This is a genomic window from Streptomyces sp. NPDC087787 (assembly GCF_044743035.1).
Lineage (GTDB): Bacteria > Actinomycetota > Actinomycetes > Streptomycetales > Streptomycetaceae > Streptomyces.
On sequence record NZ_JBIUVQ010000001.1, the window covers coordinates 703,689 to 727,836 of the forward strand.

Consider the following 24,148-nt stretch of genomic DNA (forward strand, 5'->3'; position numbering starts at 1 on the left):
CATGGCTGAGGCCCAGAACTCCCCCACCCTCGGACTCGCTCGGGCGGGGGGACCCCCATCCGTCGGTTCGACGACCGCCGGCCAGATCGCGGTCGCCGCCGAGTCGACCGTCGCCACGCGCATGAGCGCGCCGCCCTCCTTCGACGTCGCGGACTTCCCGGTCCCGCACGGTCGCGAGGAGGAATGGCGCTTCACCCCGCTGGAGCGGCTGCGCGGTCTGCACGACGGGACCGCGACCGCCACCGGCGAGGGCGTCAAGGTGGACGTCCAGGCCCCCGACGGTGTCACCGTCGAGACCGTCGGCCGCGACGACGCCCGGCTCGGCAAGGCCGGCACCCCGGTGGACCGCGTCGCCGCCCAGGCCTACTCCGCCTTCGAGAAGGCCTCGGTCGTGAGCGTGCCCAAGGAGGCCGTCCTGACCGAGCCGATCCGCATCGCGGTGCACGGCCAGGACGGGGTCGCCTACGGCCACCAGGTCATCGAACTCGGGGCCTTCGCCGAGGCCGTCGTCGTCATCGACCACACCGGTGACGCGGTACTCGCCGCCAACGTCGACTTCCTGCTCGGCGACGGCGCCAAGCTGACCGTCGTCTCCATCCAGGACTGGGACGACAAGGCCGTGCACGTCGCCCAGTACAACACGCTGATCGGCCGGGACGCCTCCTTCAAGTCGGTCGTCGTCACCTTCGCCGGTGACCTCGTCCGCCTGAGCCCGCGCGTCACCTACGCCGGCACCGGCGGCGAGGCCGAGCTGTACGGCCTGTACTTCACCGACGCGGGCCAGCACCAGGAGCACCGCCTCCTGGTCACCCACAACACCCCGCACTGCAGGTCGAACGTCGCCTACAAGGGCGCCCTCCAGGGCGACGACGCGCACGCGGTGTGGATCGGTGACGTGCTGATCGAGGCCAAGGCCGAGGGCACGGACACCTACGAGATGAACCGCAACCTGGTGCTCACCGACGGTGCCCGTGTCGACTCCGTGCCGAACCTGGAGATCGAGACCGGCGAGATCGTCGGCGCCGGGCACGCCTCCGCGACCGGCCGCTTCGACGACGAGCAGCTCTTCTACCTGATGGCCCGCGGCATCCCGGAGCAGGAGGCCCGCCGTCTGGTGGTCCGCGGCTTCTTCGCCGAACTGGTCCAGCAGATCGGTGTCAAGGACATCGAGGAGCGCCTCATCGCCAAGATCGAGGAGGAGCTGGAGGCGGCGGTCGGATGACCCACACCTTCGTACGCGTCTGCGGGCTGAGCGAGCTGGAGGAGGACACCCCGAAGCGGGTGGAACTCGACGGCACGCCGGTCTCGGTCGTGAAGACCGAGGGGGAGGTGTTCGCCATCAACGACATCTGCTCCCACGCGAACGTCTCGCTCTCCGAGGGCGAGGTCGACGACTGCCACATCGAGTGCTGGCTGCACGGCTCGCGCTTCGACCTCCGTTCCGGAAAGCCCGACGCGCTTCCCGCGACGCGCCCTGTCCCCGTATACCCCGTAAAGATCGAAGGGGACGACGTGCTCGTCTCCCTCACCCAGGAGTCCTGAGGCACCCATGGCAACGCTTGAAATCCGAGACCTGCACGTCACCGTCGAGGCCGACAACGCCACGAAGGAGATCCTCAAGGGCGTCGACCTCACCGTGAAGCAGGGCGAGACGCACGCCATCATGGGCCCCAACGGCTCCGGCAAGTCGACCCTCGCCTACGCCCTGGCGGGCCACCCCAAGTACACCGTGTCCGGCGGCTCCGTCACCCTCGACGGTGAGGACGTCCTGGAGATGTCCGTCGACGAGCGCGCCCGCGCGGGCCTGTTCCTGGCCATGCAGTACCCGGTCGAGGTCCCCGGCGTCTCGGTCTCCAACTTCCTCCGCACCTCCGCCACCGCCGTCCGCGGCGAGGCGCCGAAGCTGCGCACCTGGGTGAAGGAGGTCAAGGAGGCCATGGAGCGGCTCTCCATGGACCCGGCCTTCGCCGAGCGCAACGTGAACGAGGGCTTCTCCGGCGGTGAGAAGAAGCGGCACGAGATCCTCCAGCTGGAGCTGCTCAAGCCGAAGATCGCGATCCTCGACGAGACCGACTCCGGCCTCGACGTCGACGCCCTGCGCATCGTGTCGGAGGGCGTGAACCGGGTCCGCGAGAGCGGCCAGGTCGGCACCCTGCTGATCACCCACTACACGCGCATCCTGCGCTACATCAAGCCCGACCACGTCCACGTGTTCGCCGGCGGCCGGATCGTCGAGTCGGGCGGCGCCGCGCTCGCGGACAAGCTGGAGAACGAGGGCTACGAGGCATACGTGAAGGGTGGCGCATCCGCGTGACACAGCTGCCGGGCCTCCTCGACACAGAGGCGATCCGCAAGGACTTCCCCGTCCTGGACCGGCTGGTCCACGACGGCCAGAAGCTCGTGTACCTGGACAACGCGGCGACCTCGCAGAAACCGCGCCAGGTGCTGGACGCCCTGAGCGAGTACTACGAGCGCTACAACGCCAACGTCCACCGCGGTGTGCATGTGCTCGCCGAGGAGGCCACGGCGCTGTACGAGGGCGCGCGCGACAAGGTCGCCGCGTTCATCAACGCGCCGAGCCGCGACGAGGTGATCTTCACCAAGAACGCCTCCGAGTCGCTCAACCTCGTGGCCAACATGCTCGGCTGGGCCGAGGAGCCCTACCGGGTGGACCACGAGACCGAGATCGTCATCACCGAGATGGAGCACCACTCCAACATCGTTCCCTGGCAGCTGCTGGCGCAGCGCACGGGTGCGAAGCTGAAGTGGTTCGGCCTGACCGATGACGGCCGCCTCGACCTGTCGAACATCGACGAGGTCATCACCGAGAAGACGAAGATCGTCTCCTTCGTGCTGGTGTCCAACATCCTCGGCACCGTGAACCCGGTCGAGGCGATAGTGCGCCGCGCCCAGGAGGTCGGCGCGCTGGTCTGCGTCGACGCCTCCCAGGCGGCGCCGCACATGCCGCTGGACGTCCAGGCACTCCAGGCCGACTTCGTGGCGTTCACCGGCCACAAGATGTGCGGCCCGACCGGCATCGGTGTGCTCTGGGGCCGCCAGGAGCTCCTTGAGGACCTGCCTCCGTTCCTCGGCGGCGGCGAGATGATCGAGACCGTGTCGATGCACTCGTCGACGTACGCCCCCGCCCCGCACAAGTTCGAGGCGGGCACCCCGCCGATCGCGCAGGCGGTCGGTCTGGGCGCGGCGATCGACTACCTGAACTCGATCGGGATGGACAAGATCCTCGCCCACGAGCACGCGCTCACGGAGTACGCGGTGCGGCGGCTGGCGGAGGTCCCCGACCTCAGGATCATCGGCCCCACCACGGCCGAGGACCGGGGCGCGGCGATCTCCTTCACGCTGGGTGACATCCACCCGCACGACGTGGGCCAGGTCCTCGACGAACAGGGCATCGCGGTGCGTGTGGGCCACCACTGCGCACGGCCGGTGTGCCTGCGGTACGGAATTCCTGCGACCACGCGGGCGTCGTTCTATCTGTACTCCACGCCGGCCGAGATCGACGCACTGGTGGACGGCCTGGAGCACGTACGGAACTTCTTCGGCTGACGGGACGAACGATCGCATGAAGCTGGATTCGATGTACCAGGAAGTCATCCTGGACCACTACAAGAACCCGCACGGGCGTGGTCTGAGGGATGGCGACGCCGAGGTGCACCATGTGAACCCGACGTGCGGCGACGAGATCACCCTCCGCGTGAAGTACGACGGCACGACGATCAAGGACGTCTCGTACGAGGGCCAGGGCTGCTCGATCAGCCAGGCCTCGGCCTCCGTACTGAACGAACTGCTCGTCGGCAGGGAGCTGGCCGAGGCGCAGAGGATCCAGGAGACCTTCCTGGAGCTGATGCAGTCCAAGGGCCGGATCGAACCCGACGACGCGATGGAGGACGTCCTGGAGGACGCGGTCGCGTTCGCCGGGGTGTCCAAGTACCCGGCCCGGGTCAAGTGCGCCCTGTTGAGCTGGATGGCCTGGAAGGACGCGACGGCCCAGGCGCTGAGCGGCGCCGACGCCGAAAGGAAGACCGCATGAGCGAGACCGTGGAGATGAAGCCGGCCTCGGAGGAGGAGCTCCGCGAGGCCCTGATGGACGTCGTCGACCCCGAGCTGGGCATCGACGTCGTCAACCTCGGCCTGATCTACGGCATCCACGTCGACGAGTCGAACATCGCGACCATCGACATGACCCTGACGTCCGCGGCCTGCCCGCTCACCGACGTCATCGAGGACCAGGCCAAGTCCGCCACGGACGGCCTCGTCAACGAGCTGCGCATCAACTGGGTCTGGATGCCGCCGTGGGGCCCCGACAAGATCACGGACGACGGCCGCGAGCAGTTGCGGGCGCTCGGCTTCAACGTCTGAGATCAACGAGCACAACGGCGAACGGCGAGGTCCACTCGGACCTCGCCGTTCGCCGTTTCAGTGCGTCATGACCAAGTGATCACGTGATCACATGACCGTATGACCCGTTCGATGTGTACGGCCGTACACATCGGTGGATACGCTCGCCCCATGGGATACGTGTTGCTCGCCGGGGCCATCGCCGCGGAAGTCGCGGCCACGACGGCCATGAAGTACAGCGACGGCTTCAGCAGGTTCGGGCCCTCGCTGGTGACCGTCGTCGGGTACGTCCTCTCCTTCGTGCTGCTCGCCCGGACCCTGCAGACCGTGGCCATCGGCACCGCCTACGCGATCTGGTCCGGCATCGGCACCGCGGCCGTCGCCGCGCTCGGTCTGATGCTGTTCGGGGAGGGGCTCGGCCTCGCCAAGGTCGCCGGGATCGGGCTGATCATCCTCGGAGTGGTCGTCCTCAGCCTGGGCGGGGCCCACTGATGGCCCGGCGGTACGACCCGGAGCGGCGGCAGCGGATCATCGACGCGGCGCTGCGCGTGGTGGGCGCCAAGGGCCTGGCCGGACTGAGCCACCGCACGGTGGCCGCGGAGGCGGACGTACCGCTGGGCTCCACGACCTACCACTTCCGGACGCTGGACGAGCTGATGGTCGCGGCACTCGGGCAGGCCAGCGAGGGTTTCGCCAAGGTGATCGCCGCGCGCGGCGGCCTCGACGACCCGCGCACCGACCTCGCGGAGGCGCTCGCGGGCTGGATGGGGGAGTGGCTGGACGGTGAACGCACCGGGGTCGAGCTGGAGTACGAGCTGTATCTCGCCGCCCTGCGCCGTCCCGCGCTCCGCCCCGTCGCCGCCGAGTGGGCCGAGGACGTCGCGGCCCTGCTCTCCCGCCGCACCGACCCGACCACCGCCCGCGCCCTGGTGGCCCTGATGGACGGCATCTGCCTCCAGGTGCTGCTGACCGGCACCCCCTACGACGAGGGCTACGCGCGCGAGATGCTGAGGCGGATGATCCCGCCGCCCGCGGACGCCTGACCCGGCGGCACACCCGCCGCGCAGCCTCCCGCGCGGGCCCCTGACCGGCACATGAGACGTCCACCGCACCGGTTCGCCGGTGCGCCCCGCCTCACGTTAGGTTTCCTTCTATGACCGACACGACTGTCCCCCGCACCACCGGCGCCGTGGCCGCCGGACTCGCCACGATCGCCGCCGACGGCACCGTTCTCGACACCTGGTTCCCCGCCCCCGAGCTGACGGACCAGCCCGGCCCGGCCGGAAGCGAGCGGCTGTCCGCCGAGCGGGCCGCGGAGCTGCTCGGCGAGGGTGCCACCGCGGCGATCGGACCGGACGCGCGCCGGGGCGTCGAGGTGGTCGCGGTCCGTACGGTCATCGCCTCGCTCGACGAGAAGCCGATCGACGCGCACGACGTCTACCTGCGTCTGCACCTGCTCTCGCACCGGCTGGTCAAGCCGCACGGCCAGAGCCTGGACGGCATCTTCGGCCACCTCGCCAACGTCGCCTGGACCTCGCTCGGCCCGGTCGCCGTGGACGACATCGAGAAGGTGCGGCTCAACGCCCGCGCCGAGGGCCTGCACCTCCAGGTGACCTCGATCGACAAGTTCCCGCGCATGACCGACTACGTCGTCCCGAAGGGCGTCCGCATCGCCGACGCCGACCGGGTGCGGCTCGGCGCGCACCTCGCCGAGGGCACCACCGTGATGCACGAGGGCTTCGTCAACTTCAACGCGGGCACCCTCGGCACCTCCATGGTCGAGGGCCGCATCTCCGCGGGTGTCGTGGTCGGCGACGGCTCCGACATCGGCGGCGGCGCCTCCACCATGGGCACCCTCTCCGGCGGCGGCAACGTGATCATCGCGATCGGCGAGCGCTGCCTGGTCGGCGCCGAGGCGGGCGTGGGGATCGCGCTCGGCGACGAGTGCGTGGTCGAGGCCGGTCTGTACGTCACCGCCGGCACCCGGGTCACGATGCCCGACGGCCAGATCGTCAAGGCACGCGAGCTGTCCGGCGCCTCCAACATCCTCTTCCGCCGCAACTCGGTCACCGGCGCCGTCGAGGCCCGCCCGAACAACGCGGTATGGGACGGCCTGAACGAGATCCTGCACAGCCACAACTGACCATGGGCGGTCGTGACTTGCACCCGCCTTGTCGATCAACGTCCTGACCTCCTGCAGAGCTGTCGGCAGTTGTCGGCGTTGGTCATCGTTGAGCGCCCTTCCACGGCCCGAGGACGGCCCCGGGGAGGGCGCTCACTGCTTCCTCTGGGCGAGACATCGGCTCATGCCCCCGTCGATTGACCACAGTCCCCAGGGCGGCTTCCCGAGGCGATCTGATCCAGGAGTGCAGTGGATGGACCGTGACCATGGGACCCGCTAACGAAACCTGCTCACTACCGATAACGACCTTGGCCAGAGATAAGCAAGATAGCCCCCTCTAGAGCACAAAGATCGCTATCTCAAACGTTAAAGATCAAAAGCCCAATGTCACTGCTGACCAGTCATGTTCCGGCTGATCGGAAACGGCCAGAGATAATATTGGGGGTTCTAGGCGTCATTGGTGGTTATAGACCCGGACGGAGGGCAGGGCGGGTTCCCGAGGGCGGCGGTACTTGGCCGCCCAGCACGGGTCGCGTACCGCAAACTGGCCCGCATGACGCGACGTTCCGCACTCCGAGCCACCTCTGCGAACGAAGTATCCCTCACGCAGGCCGAGACGATCGAGTGGCTGCTCAATCGCTCGCAGCGAACCAACCGTACGGTGCTCATTTGTCGCGCCTTCGTTCGGGACACCGAGGACGGCCCGACCCTGCGCCAGAAGCCGGGGCCTCTGTGTCAACTGATGTGCCACGAGCGGGCACTGGACCTCTTGCTGCTGATATACGCCGTCACGTCGGGTGATGACTTCAGCGTGACCGAGCGCGCTGAGACGTGGGGGCGCGCCAGCGGCTTGAGCTTCGCTACCGACGGCTCGGCGAGCGCCACGGTCTCGCGGCAGTGGCGGAAGTTGGATGATCTCCGTCTGATTGAGCGGTCCTTCGAAGGGCGATTCCTCGTCAGGCGCCCTGCCGAGCCATGAGTGCCGGGATTGCGGCGATCTTCTCTGCCGTGAGGGCCGACCAGTCAACTCCCGACGGGCGGTGAGGGTTCGGGCAGGCGATGGTCTCGTCGGGGGTCACGATCACGTCGACCGCGACGTCGTGCTCCGTGGTGGGGATCGGGGTTTCGGTCACCTGGAGGGCGTGGACGGTGGTGACGACGATGGTCTCCGGCGTCACCAGGCCGGCCTCGGTGAGCAGGGCGAACTCGATGTCGGAGTAGCCGGCTCCTTTGCCGATGCGGGCGCCGTCGCGGTTGACGGCGACGCTGCCGAGGATGATCAGGTCCAGCGGTCGGAGGGCGTCGACCTCGACGGTGGGGGCGATCGTGGCGGCGGTGCGGCTGGCTGCAGCCTCGGCGGGTGGGACGGTGAGGCGGGCCGGGTCGAGGAGGTAGAAGGGCTTGAGGGTGGCCAACTTCGGCACCGCCATGTAGACGGTTTTGCCCTCCTCCAGGGCCCGTGCCCGAACCGGAAGCTGGGCCTTGTCCGGCACTGCCTTGACGACACTCGCACGCTGCCAGGCCGGGAGCCCCGCGAGTCGGGCCGCAGCCTCCTCGGCGCCCTTGAAGTGAGGGATGCGGCCGTGGACGGAGGGGTCGTGGACGGCGTCGGCGGCGGTCAGGGCGTCCCAGACCTGCGTGCGTACCGCCTGCTTGGCGCGGTCCAGGGAGTTGGCTGCCACCGGTGTCTCCTTCTCTCTCTTACGCTGCCGTCATCAGGCCGAGCAGTCTGTCGTGGACCTCCGCGACGAGGGGTTCCTGTCGCCAGGGGCGCAGTTCGCGGGCGGCTCCGAAGACGATGTTCATGCCTCCGCCTCCGCGTGTGGTCTCCAGCTCGGCGATGGCTTCGGTGAGGCTGGCCACCCCCGCCTCGACATCGCGTTGACGGATACGGGCGAGCGTAAGGTTCCCCAGCACGATTGCGCGTGACTTTCGCCTGTCCCGTAGCTTCTCTGCCGTGCTGGTCAGCAGGGTTTCGGCCCGTTGGTGGTCTCCAAGCGAGAGATAGCAGGAGCCTGCGAGGCGGCCGAACTGGGTTGGTGACACCAGGTCGGCGGCGGCGTCGCTGTCGTCCGCGTGGTCGAGTTGGCGCTCTGCGCGGGAGAGAGCGCGTTCGCAGTCCGAGGTCGACCGCAGCATGGCGTGTGCCTCGGCGACGTGCAGCAGCGCCAGCCCGGACAGGGCGGGACTCGTGCGCTCGGCAATCTCGGCTGCGTGCTTCGCGAGCGCGAGCCCTGCCTGCGCGTCGTGTGCGCCGTACAGCGCGACGTAACAGGTGCGCAGTAAGGCGTGGGCTTCGAGAGTGGTGTCCCGTAGGTGGCGAGCGAGGTCGGCGCTCTGCTCGTAGTACGTCTTCGCGGTGGTGTGGTCGCGGCGCTGAGAGGCGTCCCAGACCAGCTGACCCATGAGAGTGCAGGCGTCGGCGTGCAGGGCGTCGAGTTCCCTCTGGACGCGTCCGCGGGCGGAGCCTGCGGCGAGCTGGTCGATGCGGTTGAGCTGCGCTGCTGCTTCTGCGATGAGGCCGGCCGAAGGCACAAGGTCGTAACGAGCGGCGCAGTCGTCGAAGCGAGTACGAAGTGTGGCGACGGCGGGCACATCGAGGCGGCCCGGGTGAAGCATCGCGTAATCGAGGGCGTCCTGTGCCTGCGTGCTGCCTGGCGGCCAGGCGGTCAGTAGGTCGTTGAGGCCCTCGGCGTTGACGCGAAGAAGGCGGGCCAGCCGTGGACGCATCCAGGGCTGCGGGGCGGTGCGGCCTGATTCCCAACGGGTGATGGTGGAGCGGTCCACCTGCATGTGCTCGGCGAGGGCCTCTTGGGTAAGGCCCACGGTTCGGCGACGCGCTGCGAGGCCGTTGCGGTGGTGCGCCATGACGCTGTCTCCCCGTTTCTCCTGCCCTGCCAGGACGTGCGGCTGGGCGAGTCCCCAGGTGAGGCGTGGTGGTGACGCACGGATTCCGCATTGGTGCGTCCATTGTGCTCTGGGCGTTGGCAGTTGCGGGCGGTTGTGTGGAACTCCGACGCACACAGCCAGGAAGGTTCGCCCTCCATGACGTTCCGAGCACCTGCCCCGAAGTCCTCGTCCCTCTGTGTCCCATCGGACGTCAGCTCCGTTTCTTCCGCTCGTCGCAGGGTTGTCGCGATCGTCCGTGACTGGGACGTGCCACTCGCGGAGGACACGGTCGAGACGCTGGAGCTGCTGGCCGGTGAGGTGATCGCGAACGCCGTGGTGCACGCGGGGGAGGGTTGCCGGGTCACGGTGAGCTGGGACGGGACTCGCGTACGCCTGGAAGCCGAGGACGCGGAAGGCGGCCTTCTCCCGCAGCGGGTGCCGGCCGACGTGGACGAGGAGAGCGGGCGCGGACTGCAGTTGGTCGACGGTCTTGCCCAGGCGTGGGGCGTCCGGTCGACCACGGCCGGAAAGGCGGTCTGGTTCGAGGTCGGCAGTTGCTCGCCCTCGCAGTCCCGCCCGTTCCCCGCCGCAAGCGAAAGCGATCTCTCGTTCGGGGGTGCACGGCGGCCGGTGACGGTTGCCGAACCGGGATGTGGCGTGCTCAGCGACTCCCGTGCGCATGTCACTGCCACCTGATCACTGACCACCTGACTTTTGGACGCATGAGTCCTGAAGTCGGGTACAGGCGCCTCCGGCCGGGCCGCCACCGCCTGGTGGGGCAGCTGGAGACGCCACAGCCAGGGAGTGGGCAACCTGCTCGCTTCCGCCAACACGTAAGGAGACACAGCCATGTCCGAACAGAACGTGACCACGAACGGTGATCAAGAGGGCCACGGCCTGCTGGTCGCCCGTCGCCGGATCGCCGCCGCCCGATCGCGGGCCGAGCAGCCCTCGGACGGCGGTTCCACCGGTCGTTCCGACGGCAACGACTGAGAAGGGCCGTAATCAATGACCACCGACGTACCCGCGGTGGTCGCGCGCCTGGGCGAGGATTTCCTCGCCCAGGTGTACGGCCGCACCTACCGCCACTTTCCCGGTGAACCGGGCCGCTTCGGCGGCCTGCTCGGCTGGGACGACCTGAACGCCCTGCTCACCCACCACCGGCTCGAACCGCCCCGCCTGCGCCTCTCGGCGGGCGGCGAGGCGCTGCCCCAACACGCCTACTCGGCGCCGGTCACCACCCGTCGCAGCACCGTGTGGCACCGGCTCAAGCCCGCCGAACTGCACCGCCACCTCGCCGAGGGCGCCACCCTCGTCCTGGACGCGATCGACGAGTTGCATCCGGGCGTCGGCCACCTCGCCCAGGAACTGGAACGACACCTGCGCACCGGCATCCAGGTCAACGCCTACGCCTCCTGGACCCCCGAGGAAGGCTTCGGAGTCCACTGGGACGACCACGACGTGTTCGTCCTCCAGCTCGACGGCGCGAAACGATGGCGCATCCACGGCCCCACGAGGCAAGCCCCGCTCCACCGTGACACGGACGTCCCCGAACCGCCGCCGAATGAGCCGCTCGTCGAACTGGTCCTGCACGCAGGGGACATGCTGTACCTGCCGCGCGGTTGGTGGCACGCGGTCGCCGCTTCCGAAGGCGTCCACTCCCTCCACCTCACCTGCGGCATGCAGACGACGACCGGCGCCGACCTCCTCCAGTGGCTCTCCGAGGACCTTCGCCGTGAAGCGACCGTGCGCAGCGACCTGCCCCGCTTCGGGACCGATGCAGAGAAGGCGGACTTCGTGCGGTCGCTCGGCGACCTCGTCATGAAGGAGTTCGGGGACGGGAGGCTGCTCGACCGGTTCCTCACCATGCGGGATGCCACCGACCGGGCCCGCCTTGTGCCCTCACTGCCGTATGTCGAGGGCGTACCGCCCGACCCCGCGGTCGTCGTACACCTGGTGACCGCTCGCGCCCGGCTGCACAGCGACGAGGAGGGCCACGCGGTGTTGACGGCAGGGGGAGAGGAATGGACCTTCTCCCCGGAGGCCGCGCCCCTACTGTCTCTCCTCGTGGACGGAGGCCATCACCGGCTGGACACACTCGCCCGGGCGGCCGGGCTTCGCGTGGGGCAGGTGGCGCAACTGGTAAGCGAATTGGTGGACGGCGAGGTCGCGGCCGTGGGGCGGGCTGGATGAGCGCCCGACTGGCGGCGGGGACGTATCGGTGCCGTGACGTGTGGCAGTCGGTGGTTGCGGCCGTGGACGCCGGGGTGACATGGGTCGATACGGCGCCGAACTACGCGTCCGGTACGGCCGAGGCAGCTCTGCAGCCGGTCCTTGAGGCGTGTCCACAGGTACGTGTCTCGACCAAGGTCGGCTTCGTGTCCGACTCCGACCGGCAGGCTGCTCGGGACGCCGGGGTGCTGCCGTACGACCGCGAGCAAGGCCACTGCCTGGCACGCCCCTACCTTGCCTGGCAGCTCGCTCGTAGTCGTGCCCGCCTTGGCCGCGTCCCGGACCTGGTCTTCGTCCACAATCCGGAGCATGGCCGGACGGACACGGCCGATCTGTCGCGGACGCTGACCGAGGCCTTCGAGGAACTGGAGAGCGCTGCAGACGCCGGCAAGATCGGCGGCTACGGCGTCGCCACTTGGGCGGGCTTGTCGAGCGGCATGTTCACCATCTCTGAACTCACCGCACTTGCGGAAACCGTGGGCGGGCCACACCACTGCTTCCGAGCTGTGCAGTTCCCGGTCTCACTTGTTCAACTCGCCGTAGTGGCGGACGCACTCGACGGGTGCGGAGCGCTGGTGGAGGCTCGGGAAGCGGGGCTTAATGTCTTCGCATCGGCCCCACTCGGAGGCGGCGAGCTCCTCGGCGTGATGACGGAGGAACTGGTGCGCATCATCGACCCCGCTGCCTCCCCTGCGCAGGTCGTGCTCTTGGCCGCCCTGTCGGCTCCCGGGGTGTCGCGTGTCCTGCTGTCGTCGAGTACACCGGCACACTGGGCTGATGCCCTGGGCGCTGAGGCCTGCGAGCCCTTGTCGCCAGATCGCCTGAGGAAGGTCATCGATGTCCTCGGAACCTGAAGATCCCGAGGTCGCCGCGCGCATGCGGAGGGCCCATACCGTGGCGTGCGGCTTCCTCGGGGCGGCCCTGGACGCTCAGCCGTCCGGCGGAGGCACGCAGGAGGCGTGGGGATGGAGGGGACGCACGCTGGGCCGACCGGTCACCGGACCCTACGGGCCGGCATGGCTGCGCGTCGTCCACAGCCCGGTGGGCAGGACGAGCGGCAAGCTGTGGACGGGACCGGAGGACGCCGCGCAGTTGGTACCCCAGCAGGTGCCGCGCCCTTGTCTTCGTCTCGTACGGCAGTGGACAGAGGGAGAGGAGGCGTACAAAGCAGAGCTGTATGACCTTGTCGCCGACGGAACCCTTTCGTCCACTCCGGTACTTGCCGCCCCGCCTCGCCTGACAACAGCCTGGTGGGATGGCCTCCGTGAGGCCCTCGACCACCTCTCGGTGGTCCGTACCGACCGGACGGCCGTACGTCGTGCATACCTGGATCGCGCCATGCCGAAGTACCTCGCTTTCCTCGGCAGTGGGGTGCCCACGACTCCGCCCGCGTGGTCCACCGCACACGGTGACCTGCACTGGGCCAATCTCGCCGGTCCCGAACTCGGCATCCTGGACTGGGAAGGCTGGGGCACCGCCCCGGCCGGCTATGACGCGGCCCTCCTGCACGCCTACAGCCTCACGATGCCGGAGACCGCCGAGCGCGTCCGCCGGGAACTTTCCACTCTCCTCGACAGCGACGCCGGGCGCTTCGCGGAACTGGTGGTCATCACCGAACTCCTGCAGAGCGCCGAACGCGGAGACAACCTGGAACTCGTTCCCGCTCTCCGGCAGCGGGCGGAAGAGGTCTGGTGCCGGATGACGGTCGACGGAGTAGCCGGTCACTGAGCTTCTCACCGCCTAGTCGGTGGGGACGCCGGACGACCCCGAGCAGGCAATGCTCATTCATCAGGGCGATGCCCGGCAGTGGGAGGTCGCCGCCGGGCTCGATGACCTCGTGCGCGCCGAACGTGCGAAGCACCACAAGGACGATCGCGCACACCACAAGGCGGAAGCCACCTATGTCAGAACGGTGCAACCCCATGCAAGCATGTCGCCGTGATCACCATTGATGTCAGCGGGGTACCGACGAGCGCGCTCTGCACCTGCTTCTGAAGCGGGAGCTGGGGTTCCCGGACTTCTACGGCATGAACTGGGATGCCTTCTGGGACGCGATCACTGGTCTGGTCCGGATCCCGGAACATGTGCGATTCCTTGGCTGGGACCAACTCACCGACGGCGTCCCCCATGGGGCCGCCATGCTTCGACGGGCGCTCGACGACTACCAAGCCACGTACCGCCCGGAGTTCGTCGCGGAGGTGTCATGACTGCGGGCGCGTAGCCGCGATCACGCCGCCCGCAGCCGTTCGTACGCCGCGCGCAGGGCGGCCGTCGTTTCGGGGGTCGCGGGGCGCAAGGGCGGGCGGACCGGGCCTGCGGGCAGGGTCAGGTCGTTCAGGAGGGCCTTGACGGTGACCGTGCCGGGGAGGCCGGCGGACATCGTCGACTCGATGAGTTCCGTGGCCTGCTGCTGGAGGCGGGCGGCCCGGGCGGTGTCGCCCGCGTCGAACGCGTCGATGATCGAGCGCAGTCGGCGCGGGACCAGGTTCGCGACCGTGCTGACGTACCCGGTGCCGCCCACCGCGTACAGCGGGAGGATGTGCTCCTCGCAGCCCGCGTAGTAGGCCAACTCGGTTCGGGCCAGCACCTTCTGGGTGCCGAGGAAGTCGTAGGAGCAGTCCTTGACCGCCACGATCCTGGGGTGCGCGGCAAGGCGCAGCATGGTCTCCGGCTCGATGCGCGTGCCGGTGCGGCCGGGGATGTCGTAGAGCATCACCGGCAGGCCGGAGGCGTCCGCCACCGTGCGGAAGTGCTCCTCCACGGCGTCCTGCGGTGGTCTGCTGTAGTACGGCGTCACCACCAGCACCCCGTCGGCGCCCGCCTTCCCGGCCGCCAGTGCCAGCTCGACGGTGTGCCGGGTGTCGGCGGTGCCCACGCCCGCGACGATCGCGGCGTGCTCCCCGACCGCCTCGCGTACGGCCCGGACCAGCGCCGACTTCTCGGCGTCCGTCGTGGTCGGCGACTCGCCCGTCGTACCGCTGAGCACGAGGCCGTCGCACCCCTCGCCCACCAGCCGGTCGGCGAGCCGCTGGGCGCCGTCGAGGTCGAGTTCGCCCGAGGCGGTGAAGGGCGTGATCATGGCGCACAGGGCGCGGCCGAACGGCGGGGCGGGAGTGGCTGTGGTCGTCGTCATGGAAGCAGTGTCGGCAGAGTTGACAGTGAAGCTCCACTTAATTCTCCTACCGGGTATCGGTAAGCGAAGCTGGAGAGAAGGCGTCCTGTGTCCAAGTCGGCCGTGATGCGTCACCATGGGCAGGAGGTCACCGACGGCAGGGCACGGGAGGCGTCATGAAGCTCGGCAAGGCACTGGCCACCGGTGTGGCGGAGGAACGGCCGACGGTCCGCGACGAGCCGGCCGGACTGCCCGGGACGGTCCAGGAGGGCCAGGAGATCCAGGAACCGCAGGCCGCCGCCGCGCCCGAAGAGGCACCGGCCGCCCGATGAGGCTGCGGCTGCCCGCGGAACGCCCGACGGAGCCGCCGACCGGATACAAGATCGCCCACCCGGTGCTTTCCCACGACGGCACCCGGGCCCGCTTCACCGGTGTGTCGCTCGGCGGCGCGCTGCCGTACGGCGTCGTCGCCTACGCGGCCTGCGTCTACGGCCGCCGGCACCGGCCACCCGCCCGTCTGTGCGACTGCGGCTTCCACTGCGTGCACGAGCGCGCCGCCGCCGAGGCCCTGCTGTGCACGGCCGAGCACCGCGGAGCCGTCCTGCTGGAGGTCTCCGTCCTCGGCGCCTACATCCGCTACGAACGCGGGTTCCGCTACGCCCGCCAGCGGGTGCGCACGGCGACGGTCGGCCCGTGCGCGTGCGGCGCGCCCGCCGCCGCCCTGGCCGACGCAGGGTGGGGCAGGCCCGGCTGGCGGGCGCTGACCGCCGCCTGCGCGGGCTGCCTGCACGGCCGTACGTCCGTGACCTGCGCCGGCTTCGCCCGGCTGGCCGGGGCCGGGCTGCGGGTCGTGGCCGGCGGCAGCGGGCCGGCGGTGATCGCCCCGACGGTCGCCGCGTCCGGTGCGCCGAGCGGCCGGCTCGCCGGACCCGAAGGGCTCGGGGTACCCGAACTCGCCGCGGAGGCCGCCCTGTTGCAGGCGCGCCTCGACTGGTTCCAGACCCAGCTGGCCCGGCTCGGCGAGCGCGGTCCTGATGGTCCCGGCCACGGGTAGTCGCGGAGGTCCCGGGTACCCGGATGGTCCGGACCGAGAGGAGGCGGACACCGTGACCGGGACGATCGATGTGAGGCCTGCGCCCGACCAGCGCCGCCCAGTGCGCGAGCGCCCGTCGGGCGACCGTGCGCCGGATACACGTTCGCTGGACGAACGTCTGCCGGCCGAACCGTCGGTGGGCGACCGTGCACCGGCTGTGCCGGTGGCGGGCGAGCACTCGGTGGGTGAACTCGTCCACCGGGCCACCGAGCAGCTCTCCCAGCTCGTACGGCAGGAAATGGCGCTGGCCAAGGTGGAGCTGACCGAGAAGGGCCGCCGCATGGGACGCGGCGGCGGACTGCTCGGCGCGGCGGGCGCCGTCGGCTATGTCGGGCTGATCGCCCTCGCCGGCGCGGCCACCGCCGCCCTCTCGCTGGCGCTGCCCGTGTGGGCCGCGGCGCTTGTCGTGACGGCCTTGCTGTTCGCGATCGCCGGTGTGCTGGCCATCGTCGGCCGCGCCCAGCTGCGCCGCGCCTCACCACCCACGCCGGAGGAGATGCTCGGCAGCGTCAAGGCGGACGTCGAGGCGATCAAGGAAAGGGCACACCACCGATGACGGACAGGACACAGGGGGACGGCGGCGCCACCCCGCCGACCGGAGCGAAGGGCCCCGACGAGCTGAGGCAGCAGATCGAGCAGACGAGGAGCCAACTCGGCGACACCGTCGAGGAACTGGCGGCCAAGGCGGACGTGAAGGGCCGCGCGAAGGCCCGCGCGGCGGACCTGATGGACAAGGCCGGCGCCCTGACGGTCCAGCTGCGCAGCTCGGCCGCGCACGCCGGCCATCGCGTCCAGGAGAAGGCCACCCATGCCGGTCACCGGACCCAGGAAGGGGCGGGCAGGTCCGGGCACGTGCTTCAGGAGCGGGCCACGCGCGCGGGTCACCTGGTCCAGGAACGGGCCACGCGTGCCGGGCACACGGTCCAGGAGCGGGCCTCCCGGGTCGGGCAGTCCGCCCCGGTGAGCAACGCGGTCGAGGCGTACCGGCGCAACCCGCGCCCGATGGTGATGGCGCTCGCGGCGGGCGCGGCGGCGCTGGTCGCGACCGGACTGCTGATCCGGCGCAGCCGCCGCCGCTGAGACCGTCCGGTCCGGCACGGCGCACCGGGACCATCGGTACACCCGGACCACGCCACACCGGGACCACCGGCTTCCTCAAGGCCGCCCCCACCCGAGAGGTGGGGGCGGCCTTCCTGTGCGCCGAGGACCGGGCGCGACGACCCACCGAAAACTAGAACCGTCTGGACAAGAAAAGTTTCCGGTGGGAGGGTGAGTCGCATGCTGGACGTCACCGTGATCGAGGACCCCGAGGCCGCAGCCGTCTCCCTGGACCCCATAAGGGCCAGGCTGCTCGCCGAGCTGGCGGCAGGCCCCGCCTCGGCCGCCATGCTGGCCGGCACGGTCGGCCTGCCCCGGCAGAAGGTGAACTACCACCTCAAGGCGCTGGAGCGGCACGGACTGGTCGAGCTGGCCGGCGAGCGCCGCAAGGGCAACGTCACCGAGCGGCTGATGCGCGCCACCGCCGCGTCGTACGTCATCTCCCCGCTGGCCCTGGCCGCCGTGCAGCCCGACCCGGACCGCTTCCGCGACCAGCTCTCCGCGCGCTGGCTGCTTGCCCTCGGTGCCCGGCTGGTGCGCGATGTCGGCTCGCTGATCACCGGCGCGGCCAAGGCCCGCAAGCGGCTGGCGACCTACGCGCTGGACGGCGAGATCCGCCTCGCGTCGGCCGCCGACCGGGCCGCGTTCGTCGAGGAGCTGACGGCCGGCGTCACCGCCCTGATCCGCAAGTACGACGCCCCGGACTCCGAGGGCGGACGCGGCCATCGGATCGTCGTCGCCTTCCATCCCACGGTGAAGGAGCAGGCCGCGCCCGCCGTGGAACCCGAAGCCCGATAACGGCCCAGTACCCCCCGATCGTCACCGACCCGACCGTCACCGAGCAGGAGCCCGTCATGTCCAAGGAATTCGAGATCGTCCGTGAGTTTGAGGTCGACGCCACCCCCCAGGAGGTGTGGGAGGCGATCACGACCGGTACCGGTGGATATCTGTGGCCGATGGAGCCGCCGGAGCCCCGGGTGGGCGGCGCCGGACCCTTCGGGTCCACGGTCACCGCCTGGGATCCGCCGCACCGCTACACCAACCGCAGTGAGGACCCGGGGTTCCCGGTCCAGTCGCTCAACCAGCTCGACCACACCATCGAACCGCGCGACGGCGGCCGCCGCGCCTGGGTGCGGTACGTGCACAGCGGCATCTTCACCGACGACTGGGACAACCAGTACGACGGCGCGAACAAGCACACCGACTTCTATCTGCACACCCTGCGCGAGTACCTGACGCACTTCGCGCCGCGCCCGGTGGCCTTCGCGACCCTGGACGGCCCGGAGGCATCCACCGCACCCGATGCCTTCACAACCGTGGGCCGGGCCCTCGGGCTCACCGACGACACGGCCACGGGTGCGCGCGTGACCGTCCAAGGGCCTCGGACGTTCGAGGCCGTACTCGACTACCGCACCCCGTACTTCATCGGGCTGCGCACCGACGACGCCCTCATCCGCCTCTTCGGACGCAACCGCTGGGGCGCCCCCGTCGGCGTCAGCGTCCACGACTTCGCGCCGGACGCCGACGCGAAGGCCAACGAACTGGCCTGGCGGGAATGGCTGGACGGGGCCTGCGCCTGACGGCCGCCGACCCCGTCCTCAGCACGCGCGGGTGTCACGGGTGGAAGCGCAGCACCTGCGGGTCGTGGTCGCTGGTCTGGTCGTGGAACTCCGCGTTGACGTGCACGCTGTCGTAGTCGAAGTTGCCGCCGCGCTTGATCGCCGGGCTGATCAGGATCTGGTCCAGAACCTGGAGGTTGCCCTGGTAGTCGTAGGTGTAACGCTCGTTCTTGGGCAGCGACTTGATCGCCGACCACAGCTCGCCGTCACCCTCGAGGATCTTCGCGGTGTCGGAGAACTCGAAGTCGTTCATGTCGCCGAGCACGACGACGTCCGCGTTCTTCTCGACCTTGAGGATGTCCTTGACGAAGGAGTTCACCTCGGCCGCCTGGCGGTGGCGCTGGACCTCCGAGCTGCGCGCCGGCGGCTGGTACTGCGAGGTCAGGCCCTGGTCGCCGCCCTTGGAGGCGAAGTGGTTGGCGATGACGATGACCGTGCGGCCGCGGAAGACGAACTCGCCGGCCAGCGGCTTGCGGCTGTTCTTCCAGGCGTCGCTCGCGGGGGCGATCCGGCCCGGGGAGACCGTCAGGGCCGCCTTGTTGCCGTTCACCTTCCTGACGCCGACCGCGGTGGTCGAGTCGCCGCCCGGACGGTCGGTGAAGGAGACCCGCGCGGGGTTGAACAGGAACACCTGGCGGATGTTGCCGCCCGGCTCGCCGCCGTCCTGGTTGTTGACCGGGTCGACGGAGCGCCAGTCGTACTTCGGGCCGCCGGCCTCGACGATCGCGTCGATCAGCTTGCCCATGGTCGCGCTCGCGTCGACCGTGCCGTCGTTCACGGCGCCGTTGTTGTCCTGGATCTCCTCCAGGGACACGATGTCGGGCGACTGCAGGTTGTGCACGACCGCGGCGGCGTGCTCGTCGAAGGTGGCGTCGGACGGGTCGAGGTTCTCGACGTTGTAGGTGGCCACCGAGAGCTCACCGGGGGACTGCTTGGCGGTCGTCTCGCGCTGCAGGCCGCCGCTCTCGAGCGTGCCGAGCCGGCCGGCGACGAGCGTGTAGCCGCCGTAGGAGTTGTAGTCCATCGGGCCGGTGGTGGTGCCCGCGAGGGTGTCGCCGACGTTCGCCACGGGGAAGTCGGCGGTGGAGCCCAGCGACTCGACCTGGAGGCGGCCGGTGTTCTGGGAGTCGTAGGAGCCGTAGACCGTGCCGCCGCGGGAGCTGCGGTTCTCGTCCGGCTTCACCGTGACCCACAGCTCGCTGTAGGGGTTGGTGGCGGTGACCACGCGGGCGTCGGCGATCTGGACGTTCATGCCCTCCAGGGACTCGTAGTAGTCCAGGGCGTACTTCGTCGGCTCCAGGGTCAGGCCGTTGACCGAGCCCTTCGCGGCGGGGTCGCCGGCCGGGGCGTAGACGGCGGGAACCGACTTGGCGTCGATCACGACCGGGGCCGGGACCGGGTTGCCCTTGGAGACGACGGTGACCACCGGCTTGGTGATCTCGGTGACCGACTGGTTGCCGGAGGTGGCGCCGCCCGGGACGTACTCGGAGACGGTTCCGGTCACCGTGACGGAGTCGCCGACCGCGACCGTCGGGATGGAGCTGGTGAAGACGAAGATGCCCTCGCTGGTGGCGGGGTTGCTGTCCGGATTGGCGTCCTGCATCCAGAAGCCTCTGGTGGAGCCGTAGGTGCGCACGGCGGTGACGATGCCGGGCACGGCCGTGACCTGCTGGTTCGCGTAGGGGGATATCCGGGTGGTGCCCTGGATGTCGTGGATGCGCACGGTGTCCGCGTGCGCGGGAGAGGTGAGGACGACGGCGGACGCGGCCGAGCAGACGGCGGCGATGGTCAGCGCGGCGAGACGGGCGGAGGACTTGCTGGGCACGGTGAATCCCTTCGGGCATGACGGAGTACGGCGACGGGGTGCGACGCGAAAACGCGGGACGCGGGCGGGAGCACCGGTCGACGCGCGTAGAGCGTGACGGGAACGAGCCGCCTCCGCATTTCTACGCGCGTCAATCTGCTGGGCGGCCCGGTCGGTTGTCAAGGTTTGCGCCATGGACGGGAGGTGACGGAAAGGTGAACCGGATGGGATGGGGCGAAATCCGTCTAGGCTGAGCTTTTGAGTCGTCAGGCTTACCGGCCCGTGGGCTTCCCACCCTGCGGGCCCCGGTCCGCTAGGAGATACCAGCCGATGTCAGACAGGTCCTCGTTCCCGCCGGTGCGGATCGCCTCCGAACCGGAGCTGGCCCGGTACGCGCTCGCCACACCGCTGCTCTCCCGCGCCGCGCGGCTCGCGCGCTGGGCCGGGGACGGGACACGGGTCGACGCGGACGGCGGGCTCGCGCAGGAACAACTGCCCGCCGCGGCCGAGGTGCTCGGTCTGAGCGGCGACGACGCGGCGGCCGCCGCGGGCGAGGCCTGGCGGGTCGCCCTGGACACCGGGCTCGTCCGCGTCGCCGACGAGGACGAGGGCGCCGTCGCACCCGGCCCCGACCTGGAGCTGCTGACCGGCGGCTCGCCGCACGACGTGCTCGCCCTCTGGTCGAACGCCCTCGAGACCGTGCTGGCCGACGCGAGCGTGCCCGACCTGGACGCGCTGGTCGAAGCGGTGGGCCAGGGCGGCGCGGTCGACCTCTCCGGGCTGGACTGGGACCCCGAGGCGGAGGCGGAGTTCCTCGACGGGGTGCTCGCCAATCTCTACCGGCTGACGGCCGGCGCGGAGGGGGCCGGCGGCGCTGCGGTGCCGCTGCCCGTGCTCGCCGCCTCCATGATCGTGCCCAGCGACATGGGGGAGCCCACCAACGACATACTGGAGCAGGTCTCCGAGGCGATGATGCGGCTGGACGACCAGTTCCGGCTGCTGGAGCCGGCGGGTCTGGTCGAGTACCGGCCGGTGGACGAGGAGTTGATGGCGGAGGCCGAGAGCGAGCCGTCCACGCCGGTCGAGGAGGTGGACGTCGCCCGCTACGGCATGGTGCGGCTGACCCCGCTCGGACTGCACGGCCTGCGGACCCGGCTGCTCGAGGCCGGCTGCCGGGCGCCGGTGATCGGCGAGCTCGCGGACAAGGGTGCCGACGCGCTGCTCGACGGTACCGCCGGGTTTCCGCCCGCGGCCACGCACGCGGAGACCGAGCAGTGGCTGGCGAGCCGTGAACCGCTCGCCGCCGCACGGGAGTTGATCGCCGCGGCGCGCGGCACGGACGCGGGCGCTCCGCTGCGGCGGCTGCGCTGCCAGCAGGCGCTGTCCCTGGTGGGCGCGGAGGCCGAACCGGCGCTGCGGGAGGTGCTCGACGACGCCGAACTGGGCGGTCTCGCCAGGGTCTGGCTGACCGAGCGGGGCCTGGCCGACGTGCCGGCGCCGTCCCAGGAGATGATCTTCTGGCTGACCATCGACACGGTGGCCGCGCAACTGGCCGCCGAGGGCGACTCCGAGGAACTGCACGCCCTCGTCGAGGGTCTCGCCGAACAGCACAGCGGCTTCTTCGCGGCCGCCTGGCGGGTGGACCATCCGCAGACGGCGGACGTACTGGAGGCGATGGGCCGCCTGCACCCGGACAAGAAGACCGCCAAGGAGGCCCGCAAGGCAGCCTTCAAGGCACGCTCCGCGCACGGCGGCTGAGCGGAGGCGGTGACCGGCCGCGGCCCGCGTTCACTGTGCGGGCCGCGGCCGTTCGGTCATGGGGCGGGGTACGTCATTTGCTGACGGCGAAGCGCATCAGGGCGTGTTCGTCGCCCTGCTTGATCTTGCCCGTCTCGTTGATCACTTCGAGCTTCCAGGAGCCGCCGACGCGCATGGCCTTGGCCACGGCGCAGCCGTTGTCCTGGGTGAGCAGGCTCGGCCAGATGTCGGCGACCTGCTGGGAGGTGCCCCCGGTCGCGTCGTAGACCTTGAAGCTGATGTTGCGCGCCTTCTGGAAGGAACTGCCCTTCTTGAACGCGGCGGCGATGAACACGATCGAGGTGATGTTCTGCGGTATCCGCGCGAACTCCACCGTCACCGTCTCGTCGTCGCCGTCCCCGCGGCCGGTCTGGTTGTCGCCGCTGTGCTGCAACGAGCCGTTGCCCATGGGGTCCAGCGAGTCCAGGCCCGCCAGACGCACCGGGTCCGCGCCCTGCATGGCGACGGCGATCAGGTCGAGGTCCGTGCCCATCTTGCGGCGGAGCACGCCCATCACCCCGCCGGAGGTGCCCCCGGTGGGGTCCCAGGACACGCCGATGGACATGTGGGTCACCCCGTCCAGGTCCGCCGGTCCGTCTTCTTTCGTCAGCGTGATCATGTGTGGTTCATCCTCTGGTGAAAGTGGCTGCGACAGGCGAATTCTGTCCTACAGCGCCTGGGCCGCGGGCTTCACCATGTTCCGCACGGTGCGCGCCTTGACGAAGTCGCCCATGGCCGTCATCTCCCACTCGCCGGTGAACTGACGGATGAGCTTGGCCATCAGCACCCCGGTCTGCGCCTCGGCGTTGGTGAGGTCGAAGCGGACCAGCTCCTCCTCGGTGGTGGCGTCCACCAGGCGGCAGTAGGCCTTGGCGACATCGGTGAACTTCTGGCCCGAGAAGGAGTTCACGGTGAAGACCAGGCCGGTCACCTCCTGGGGCAGGCGCCCGAGGTCGACCACGATCACCTCGTCGTCGCCCGCGCCCTCGCCGGTGAGGTTGTCGCCGGAGTGCTTCACGGCGCCGTTCAGGATGGTGAGCTTGCCGAAGTAGCAGCTGTCGATGTGGTTGCGCTGCGGGCCGTAGGCGATGACCGAGGCGTCCAGGTCGATGTCGGCGCCGCGGTACGCCGGTTCCCAGCCGAGGCCCATCTTGACCCGGGCGAGCAGCGGGCGGCCGCCCTTGACCAGGGACACGGTCTGGTTCTTCCGGAGGCTGACCCGGCCCTTGTCCAGGTTGACCTTCCCGGTGCCCGGGGCGGGGGCGGCCGGCGGGGCCGGGGGAACCGGAGGGGCGGCCGGAGTCTGCGCGGCGGGCGCCGGGGGCGGCGGGGTGAGCGGCCGCGGCGGGACGGCCGGCTGTGGCGGGGCCACCGGGGCGGGGACAGGTTCCTCCACCGTCACGCCGAAGTCGGTGGCGATGCCCGCGAGTCCGTCGGCGTACCCCTGGCCGACGGCCCGCGCCTTCCACTGGCCGCCGCGCAGATAGATCTCCACGACCACCAGCGCCGTCTCGGTGCCGAGCCGCGGCGGGGTGAAGGTGGCCAGCACCGCACCGGTGTCCGCGTCGCGGACGGTGGCCGTGGGCTCGATGCCCTGGAAGGTCTGCCCGGCGGCGTCCGGGCTCGCGGTGACCACGATCTTCTCGATGCCCGGCGGCACCGCGGCGGTGTCCACGGTGATCGCGTCGGGCGCGCCGCCGCCGCCCGAACGGTAGGTCACGCCCGGCCCGGACGGCTGGTTGTAGAAGATGAAGTCGTCGTCCGAGCGCACCTTGCCGTCGGCGGTGAGCAGCAGGCCCGATACGTCCAGCCGCACCGGAGCGGCGACGTCGACCGTCACACGCGCGACGGCCAGCGGGATGTTCGAGCCAGGGGTCATAGCTGTCATGTGGGAGGTAACGAGCGAGGGCGCTTTACCGTTCCCTTACCCGGCAAACGGGTGAGGCGGCGCAGCGCCCGCACCGGCCGGAGCCGGTGCCCGCCAGGGTCTTTCGTCCGGATCGGGCCGGATCAGGGTGCGGTG

30 protein-coding genes are annotated in these 24,148 nt (G+C 70.2%); 24 read left to right on the top strand and 6 right to left on the bottom strand.

The features are described from left to right. Position 1 precedes the first annotated feature (1 nt). The 10 genes from sufD (at position 2) to ACIOWN_RS03255 (ending at position 7,460) form a co-directional block, all read left to right on the top strand. Positions 2-1,222: a Fe-S cluster assembly protein SufD gene (gene sufD, locus ACIOWN_RS03210; protein ID WP_362355519.1), complete on the top strand. Its 1,221-nt coding sequence runs from the start codon at positions 2-4 to the stop codon at positions 1,220-1,222. Beyond that, on the top strand, positions 1,219-1,542 hold the full coding sequence (locus ACIOWN_RS03215) for a non-heme iron oxygenase ferredoxin subunit (protein WP_100569481.1): 324 nt from the start codon (positions 1,219-1,221) through the stop codon (positions 1,540-1,542). The genes sufD and ACIOWN_RS03215 overlap by 4 nt, the downstream gene beginning before the upstream one ends. 7 nt (positions 1,543-1,549) lie before the next feature. Further along, positions 1,550-2,314: a Fe-S cluster assembly ATPase SufC gene (sufC, locus tag ACIOWN_RS03220; protein ID WP_100569480.1), complete on the top strand. Its 765-nt coding sequence runs from the start codon at positions 1,550-1,552 to the stop codon at positions 2,312-2,314. Next, entirely contained in the window at positions 2,311-3,567 is a 1,257-nt protein-coding gene (locus tag ACIOWN_RS03225) for a cysteine desulfurase (RefSeq protein WP_362355516.1), read from the top strand. The genes sufC and ACIOWN_RS03225 overlap by 4 nt, the downstream gene beginning before the upstream one ends. 16 nt (positions 3,568-3,583) lie before the next feature. Next, positions 3,584-4,051 (top strand): Fe-S cluster assembly sulfur transfer protein SufU, encoded by a 468-nt coding sequence (gene sufU, locus ACIOWN_RS03230; protein ID WP_100569478.1) that lies wholly within the window; start codon positions 3,584-3,586, stop codon positions 4,049-4,051. After that, positions 4,048-4,380, top strand: a complete 333-nt coding sequence (locus ACIOWN_RS03235; protein ID WP_100569477.1) for a metal-sulfur cluster assembly factor — start codon at positions 4,048-4,050, stop codon at positions 4,378-4,380. The genes sufU and ACIOWN_RS03235 overlap by 4 nt, the downstream gene beginning before the upstream one ends. Before the next feature lie 150 nt (positions 4,381-4,530). Then, complete coding sequence (locus ACIOWN_RS03240; RefSeq protein ID WP_362355514.1) at positions 4,531-4,851, top strand: multidrug efflux SMR transporter; 321 nt, start codon at positions 4,531-4,533, stop codon at positions 4,849-4,851. Further along, positions 4,851-5,402 carry a TetR family transcriptional regulator gene (locus ACIOWN_RS03245; RefSeq protein WP_362355512.1) on the top strand — a complete coding sequence of 184 codons (552 nt, stop codon included), beginning with the start codon at positions 4,851-4,853 and terminating at the stop codon, positions 5,400-5,402. The genes ACIOWN_RS03240 and ACIOWN_RS03245 overlap by 1 nt, the downstream gene beginning before the upstream one ends. A 110-nt stretch (positions 5,403-5,512) precedes the next feature. Next, positions 5,513-6,502 carry a 2,3,4,5-tetrahydropyridine-2,6-dicarboxylate N-succinyltransferase gene (gene dapD, locus ACIOWN_RS03250; RefSeq protein ID WP_362355510.1) on the top strand — a complete coding sequence of 330 codons (990 nt, stop codon included), beginning with the start codon at positions 5,513-5,515 and terminating at the stop codon, positions 6,500-6,502. A gap of 532 nt (positions 6,503-7,034) precedes the next feature. Then, complete coding sequence (locus ACIOWN_RS03255; RefSeq protein ID WP_362355508.1) at positions 7,035-7,460, top strand: hypothetical protein; 426 nt, start codon at positions 7,035-7,037, stop codon at positions 7,458-7,460. On the opposite strand, the gene ACIOWN_RS03260 is transcribed toward ACIOWN_RS03255, so the two are convergent. After that, positions 7,438-8,163: a 5-formyltetrahydrofolate cyclo-ligase gene (locus ACIOWN_RS03260; protein WP_362355506.1), complete on the bottom strand. Its 726-nt coding sequence runs from the start codon at positions 8,161-8,163 to the stop codon at positions 7,438-7,440. The genes ACIOWN_RS03255 and ACIOWN_RS03260 overlap by 23 nt on opposite strands. Before the next feature lie 19 nt (positions 8,164-8,182). Then, positions 8,183-9,349 carry a helix-turn-helix transcriptional regulator gene (locus tag ACIOWN_RS03265; RefSeq protein WP_362355504.1) on the bottom strand — a complete coding sequence of 389 codons (1,167 nt, stop codon included), beginning with the start codon at positions 9,347-9,349 and terminating at the stop codon, positions 8,183-8,185. A gap of 177 nt (positions 9,350-9,526) precedes the next feature. Between ACIOWN_RS03265 and ACIOWN_RS03270 the strand changes: the two genes are divergently transcribed. The 7 genes from ACIOWN_RS03270 (at position 9,527) to ACIOWN_RS03300 (ending at position 13,809) form a co-directional block, all read left to right on the top strand. Continuing rightward, the gene (locus ACIOWN_RS03270) at positions 9,527-10,066 is read left to right on the top strand and encodes an ATP-binding protein (RefSeq protein ID WP_362355502.1); all 540 of its coding nucleotides are present in this window, start codon (positions 9,527-9,529) and stop codon (positions 10,064-10,066) included. A gap of 153 nt (positions 10,067-10,219) precedes the next feature. After that, a complete protein-coding gene (locus tag ACIOWN_RS03275; RefSeq protein WP_326801974.1) occupies positions 10,220-10,363 on the top strand; it encodes a hypothetical protein in 144 nt (47 codons plus the stop codon). A gap of 15 nt (positions 10,364-10,378) precedes the next feature. Then, the gene (locus ACIOWN_RS03280) at positions 10,379-11,563 is read left to right on the top strand and encodes a JmjC domain-containing protein (RefSeq protein ID WP_362355500.1); all 1,185 of its coding nucleotides are present in this window, start codon (positions 10,379-10,381) and stop codon (positions 11,561-11,563) included. Further along, complete coding sequence (locus tag ACIOWN_RS03285) at positions 11,560-12,456, top strand: aldo/keto reductase (protein ID WP_362355498.1); 897 nt, start codon at positions 11,560-11,562, stop codon at positions 12,454-12,456. Before ACIOWN_RS03280 ends, ACIOWN_RS03285 begins: the two co-directional genes overlap by 4 nt. Before the next feature lie 22 nt (positions 12,457-12,478). Further along, entirely contained in the window at positions 12,479-13,330 is an 852-nt protein-coding gene (locus tag ACIOWN_RS03290; protein WP_401980246.1) for a phosphotransferase, read from the top strand. A gap of 19 nt (positions 13,331-13,349) precedes the next feature. Then, positions 13,350-13,544, top strand: a complete 195-nt coding sequence (locus tag ACIOWN_RS03295) for a hypothetical protein (RefSeq protein WP_362355494.1) — start codon at positions 13,350-13,352, stop codon at positions 13,542-13,544. Positions 13,545-13,605: 61 nt separating this feature from the next. Continuing rightward, positions 13,606-13,809 (top strand): barstar family protein, encoded by a 204-nt coding sequence (locus tag ACIOWN_RS03300; RefSeq protein WP_401980249.1) that lies wholly within the window; start codon positions 13,606-13,608, stop codon positions 13,807-13,809. A 20-nt stretch (positions 13,810-13,829) separates the two neighbouring features. On the opposite strand, the gene dapA is transcribed toward ACIOWN_RS03300, so the two are convergent. After that, positions 13,830-14,735, bottom strand: a complete 906-nt coding sequence (gene dapA / locus ACIOWN_RS03305; RefSeq protein WP_362355492.1) for a 4-hydroxy-tetrahydrodipicolinate synthase — start codon at positions 14,733-14,735, stop codon at positions 13,830-13,832. A 155-nt stretch (positions 14,736-14,890) separates the two neighbouring features. Between dapA and ACIOWN_RS03310 the strand changes: the two genes are divergently transcribed. From ACIOWN_RS03310 to ACIOWN_RS03335, 6 genes are all read left to right on the top strand, one after another. Further along, positions 14,891-15,046 (top strand): hypothetical protein, encoded by a 156-nt coding sequence (locus ACIOWN_RS03310; protein WP_362355490.1) that lies wholly within the window; start codon positions 14,891-14,893, stop codon positions 15,044-15,046. After that, positions 15,043-15,768 (top strand): hypothetical protein, encoded by a 726-nt coding sequence (locus ACIOWN_RS03315; RefSeq protein WP_362355488.1) that lies wholly within the window; start codon positions 15,043-15,045, stop codon positions 15,766-15,768. The genes ACIOWN_RS03310 and ACIOWN_RS03315 overlap by 4 nt, the downstream gene beginning before the upstream one ends. 175 nt (positions 15,769-15,943) lie before the next feature. Further along, the gene (locus tag ACIOWN_RS03320) at positions 15,944-16,363 is read left to right on the top strand and encodes a phage holin family protein (RefSeq protein ID WP_362355590.1); all 420 of its coding nucleotides are present in this window, start codon (positions 15,944-15,946) and stop codon (positions 16,361-16,363) included. Then, the gene (locus tag ACIOWN_RS03325) at positions 16,360-16,887 is read left to right on the top strand and encodes a DUF3618 domain-containing protein (protein WP_362355486.1); all 528 of its coding nucleotides are present in this window, start codon (positions 16,360-16,362) and stop codon (positions 16,885-16,887) included. The genes ACIOWN_RS03320 and ACIOWN_RS03325 overlap by 4 nt, the downstream gene beginning before the upstream one ends. A 198-nt stretch (positions 16,888-17,085) precedes the next feature. Beyond that, positions 17,086-17,703, top strand: a complete 618-nt coding sequence (locus ACIOWN_RS03330; protein WP_358732594.1) for a helix-turn-helix domain-containing protein — start codon at positions 17,086-17,088, stop codon at positions 17,701-17,703. A 56-nt stretch (positions 17,704-17,759) separates the two neighbouring features. Further along, positions 17,760-18,485, top strand: coding sequence for an SRPBCC domain-containing protein (locus tag ACIOWN_RS03335; protein WP_358732593.1), 726 nt, complete (start codon positions 17,760-17,762; stop codon positions 18,483-18,485). Between the two features lie 34 nt (positions 18,486-18,519). On the opposite strand, the gene ACIOWN_RS03340 is transcribed toward ACIOWN_RS03335, so the two are convergent. Continuing rightward, the gene (locus ACIOWN_RS03340; RefSeq protein WP_362355482.1) at positions 18,520-20,349 is read right to left on the bottom strand and encodes an endonuclease/exonuclease/phosphatase family protein; all 1,830 of its coding nucleotides are present in this window, start codon (positions 20,347-20,349) and stop codon (positions 18,520-18,522) included. 309 nt (positions 20,350-20,658) lie between these two features. Here ACIOWN_RS03340 and ACIOWN_RS03345 point away from each other — a divergent pair, with 309 nt between their 5' ends. After that, positions 20,659-22,086, top strand: coding sequence for a hypothetical protein (locus tag ACIOWN_RS03345; RefSeq protein WP_362355479.1), 1,428 nt, complete (start codon positions 20,659-20,661; stop codon positions 22,084-22,086). A gap of 73 nt (positions 22,087-22,159) precedes the next feature. Here ACIOWN_RS03345 and ACIOWN_RS03350 read toward each other — a convergent pair whose 3' ends face one another. Both ACIOWN_RS03350 and ACIOWN_RS03355 read right to left on the bottom strand, forming a co-directional pair. Further along, positions 22,160-22,744 (bottom strand): TerD family protein, encoded by a 585-nt coding sequence (locus ACIOWN_RS03350; RefSeq protein ID WP_362355476.1) that lies wholly within the window; start codon positions 22,742-22,744, stop codon positions 22,160-22,162. Positions 22,745-22,792: 48 nt separating this feature from the next. Continuing rightward, positions 22,793-24,004 carry a TerD family protein gene (locus ACIOWN_RS03355; protein ID WP_362355473.1) on the bottom strand — a complete coding sequence of 404 codons (1,212 nt, stop codon included), beginning with the start codon at positions 24,002-24,004 and terminating at the stop codon, positions 22,793-22,795. Positions 24,005-24,148 lie beyond the last annotated feature (144 nt).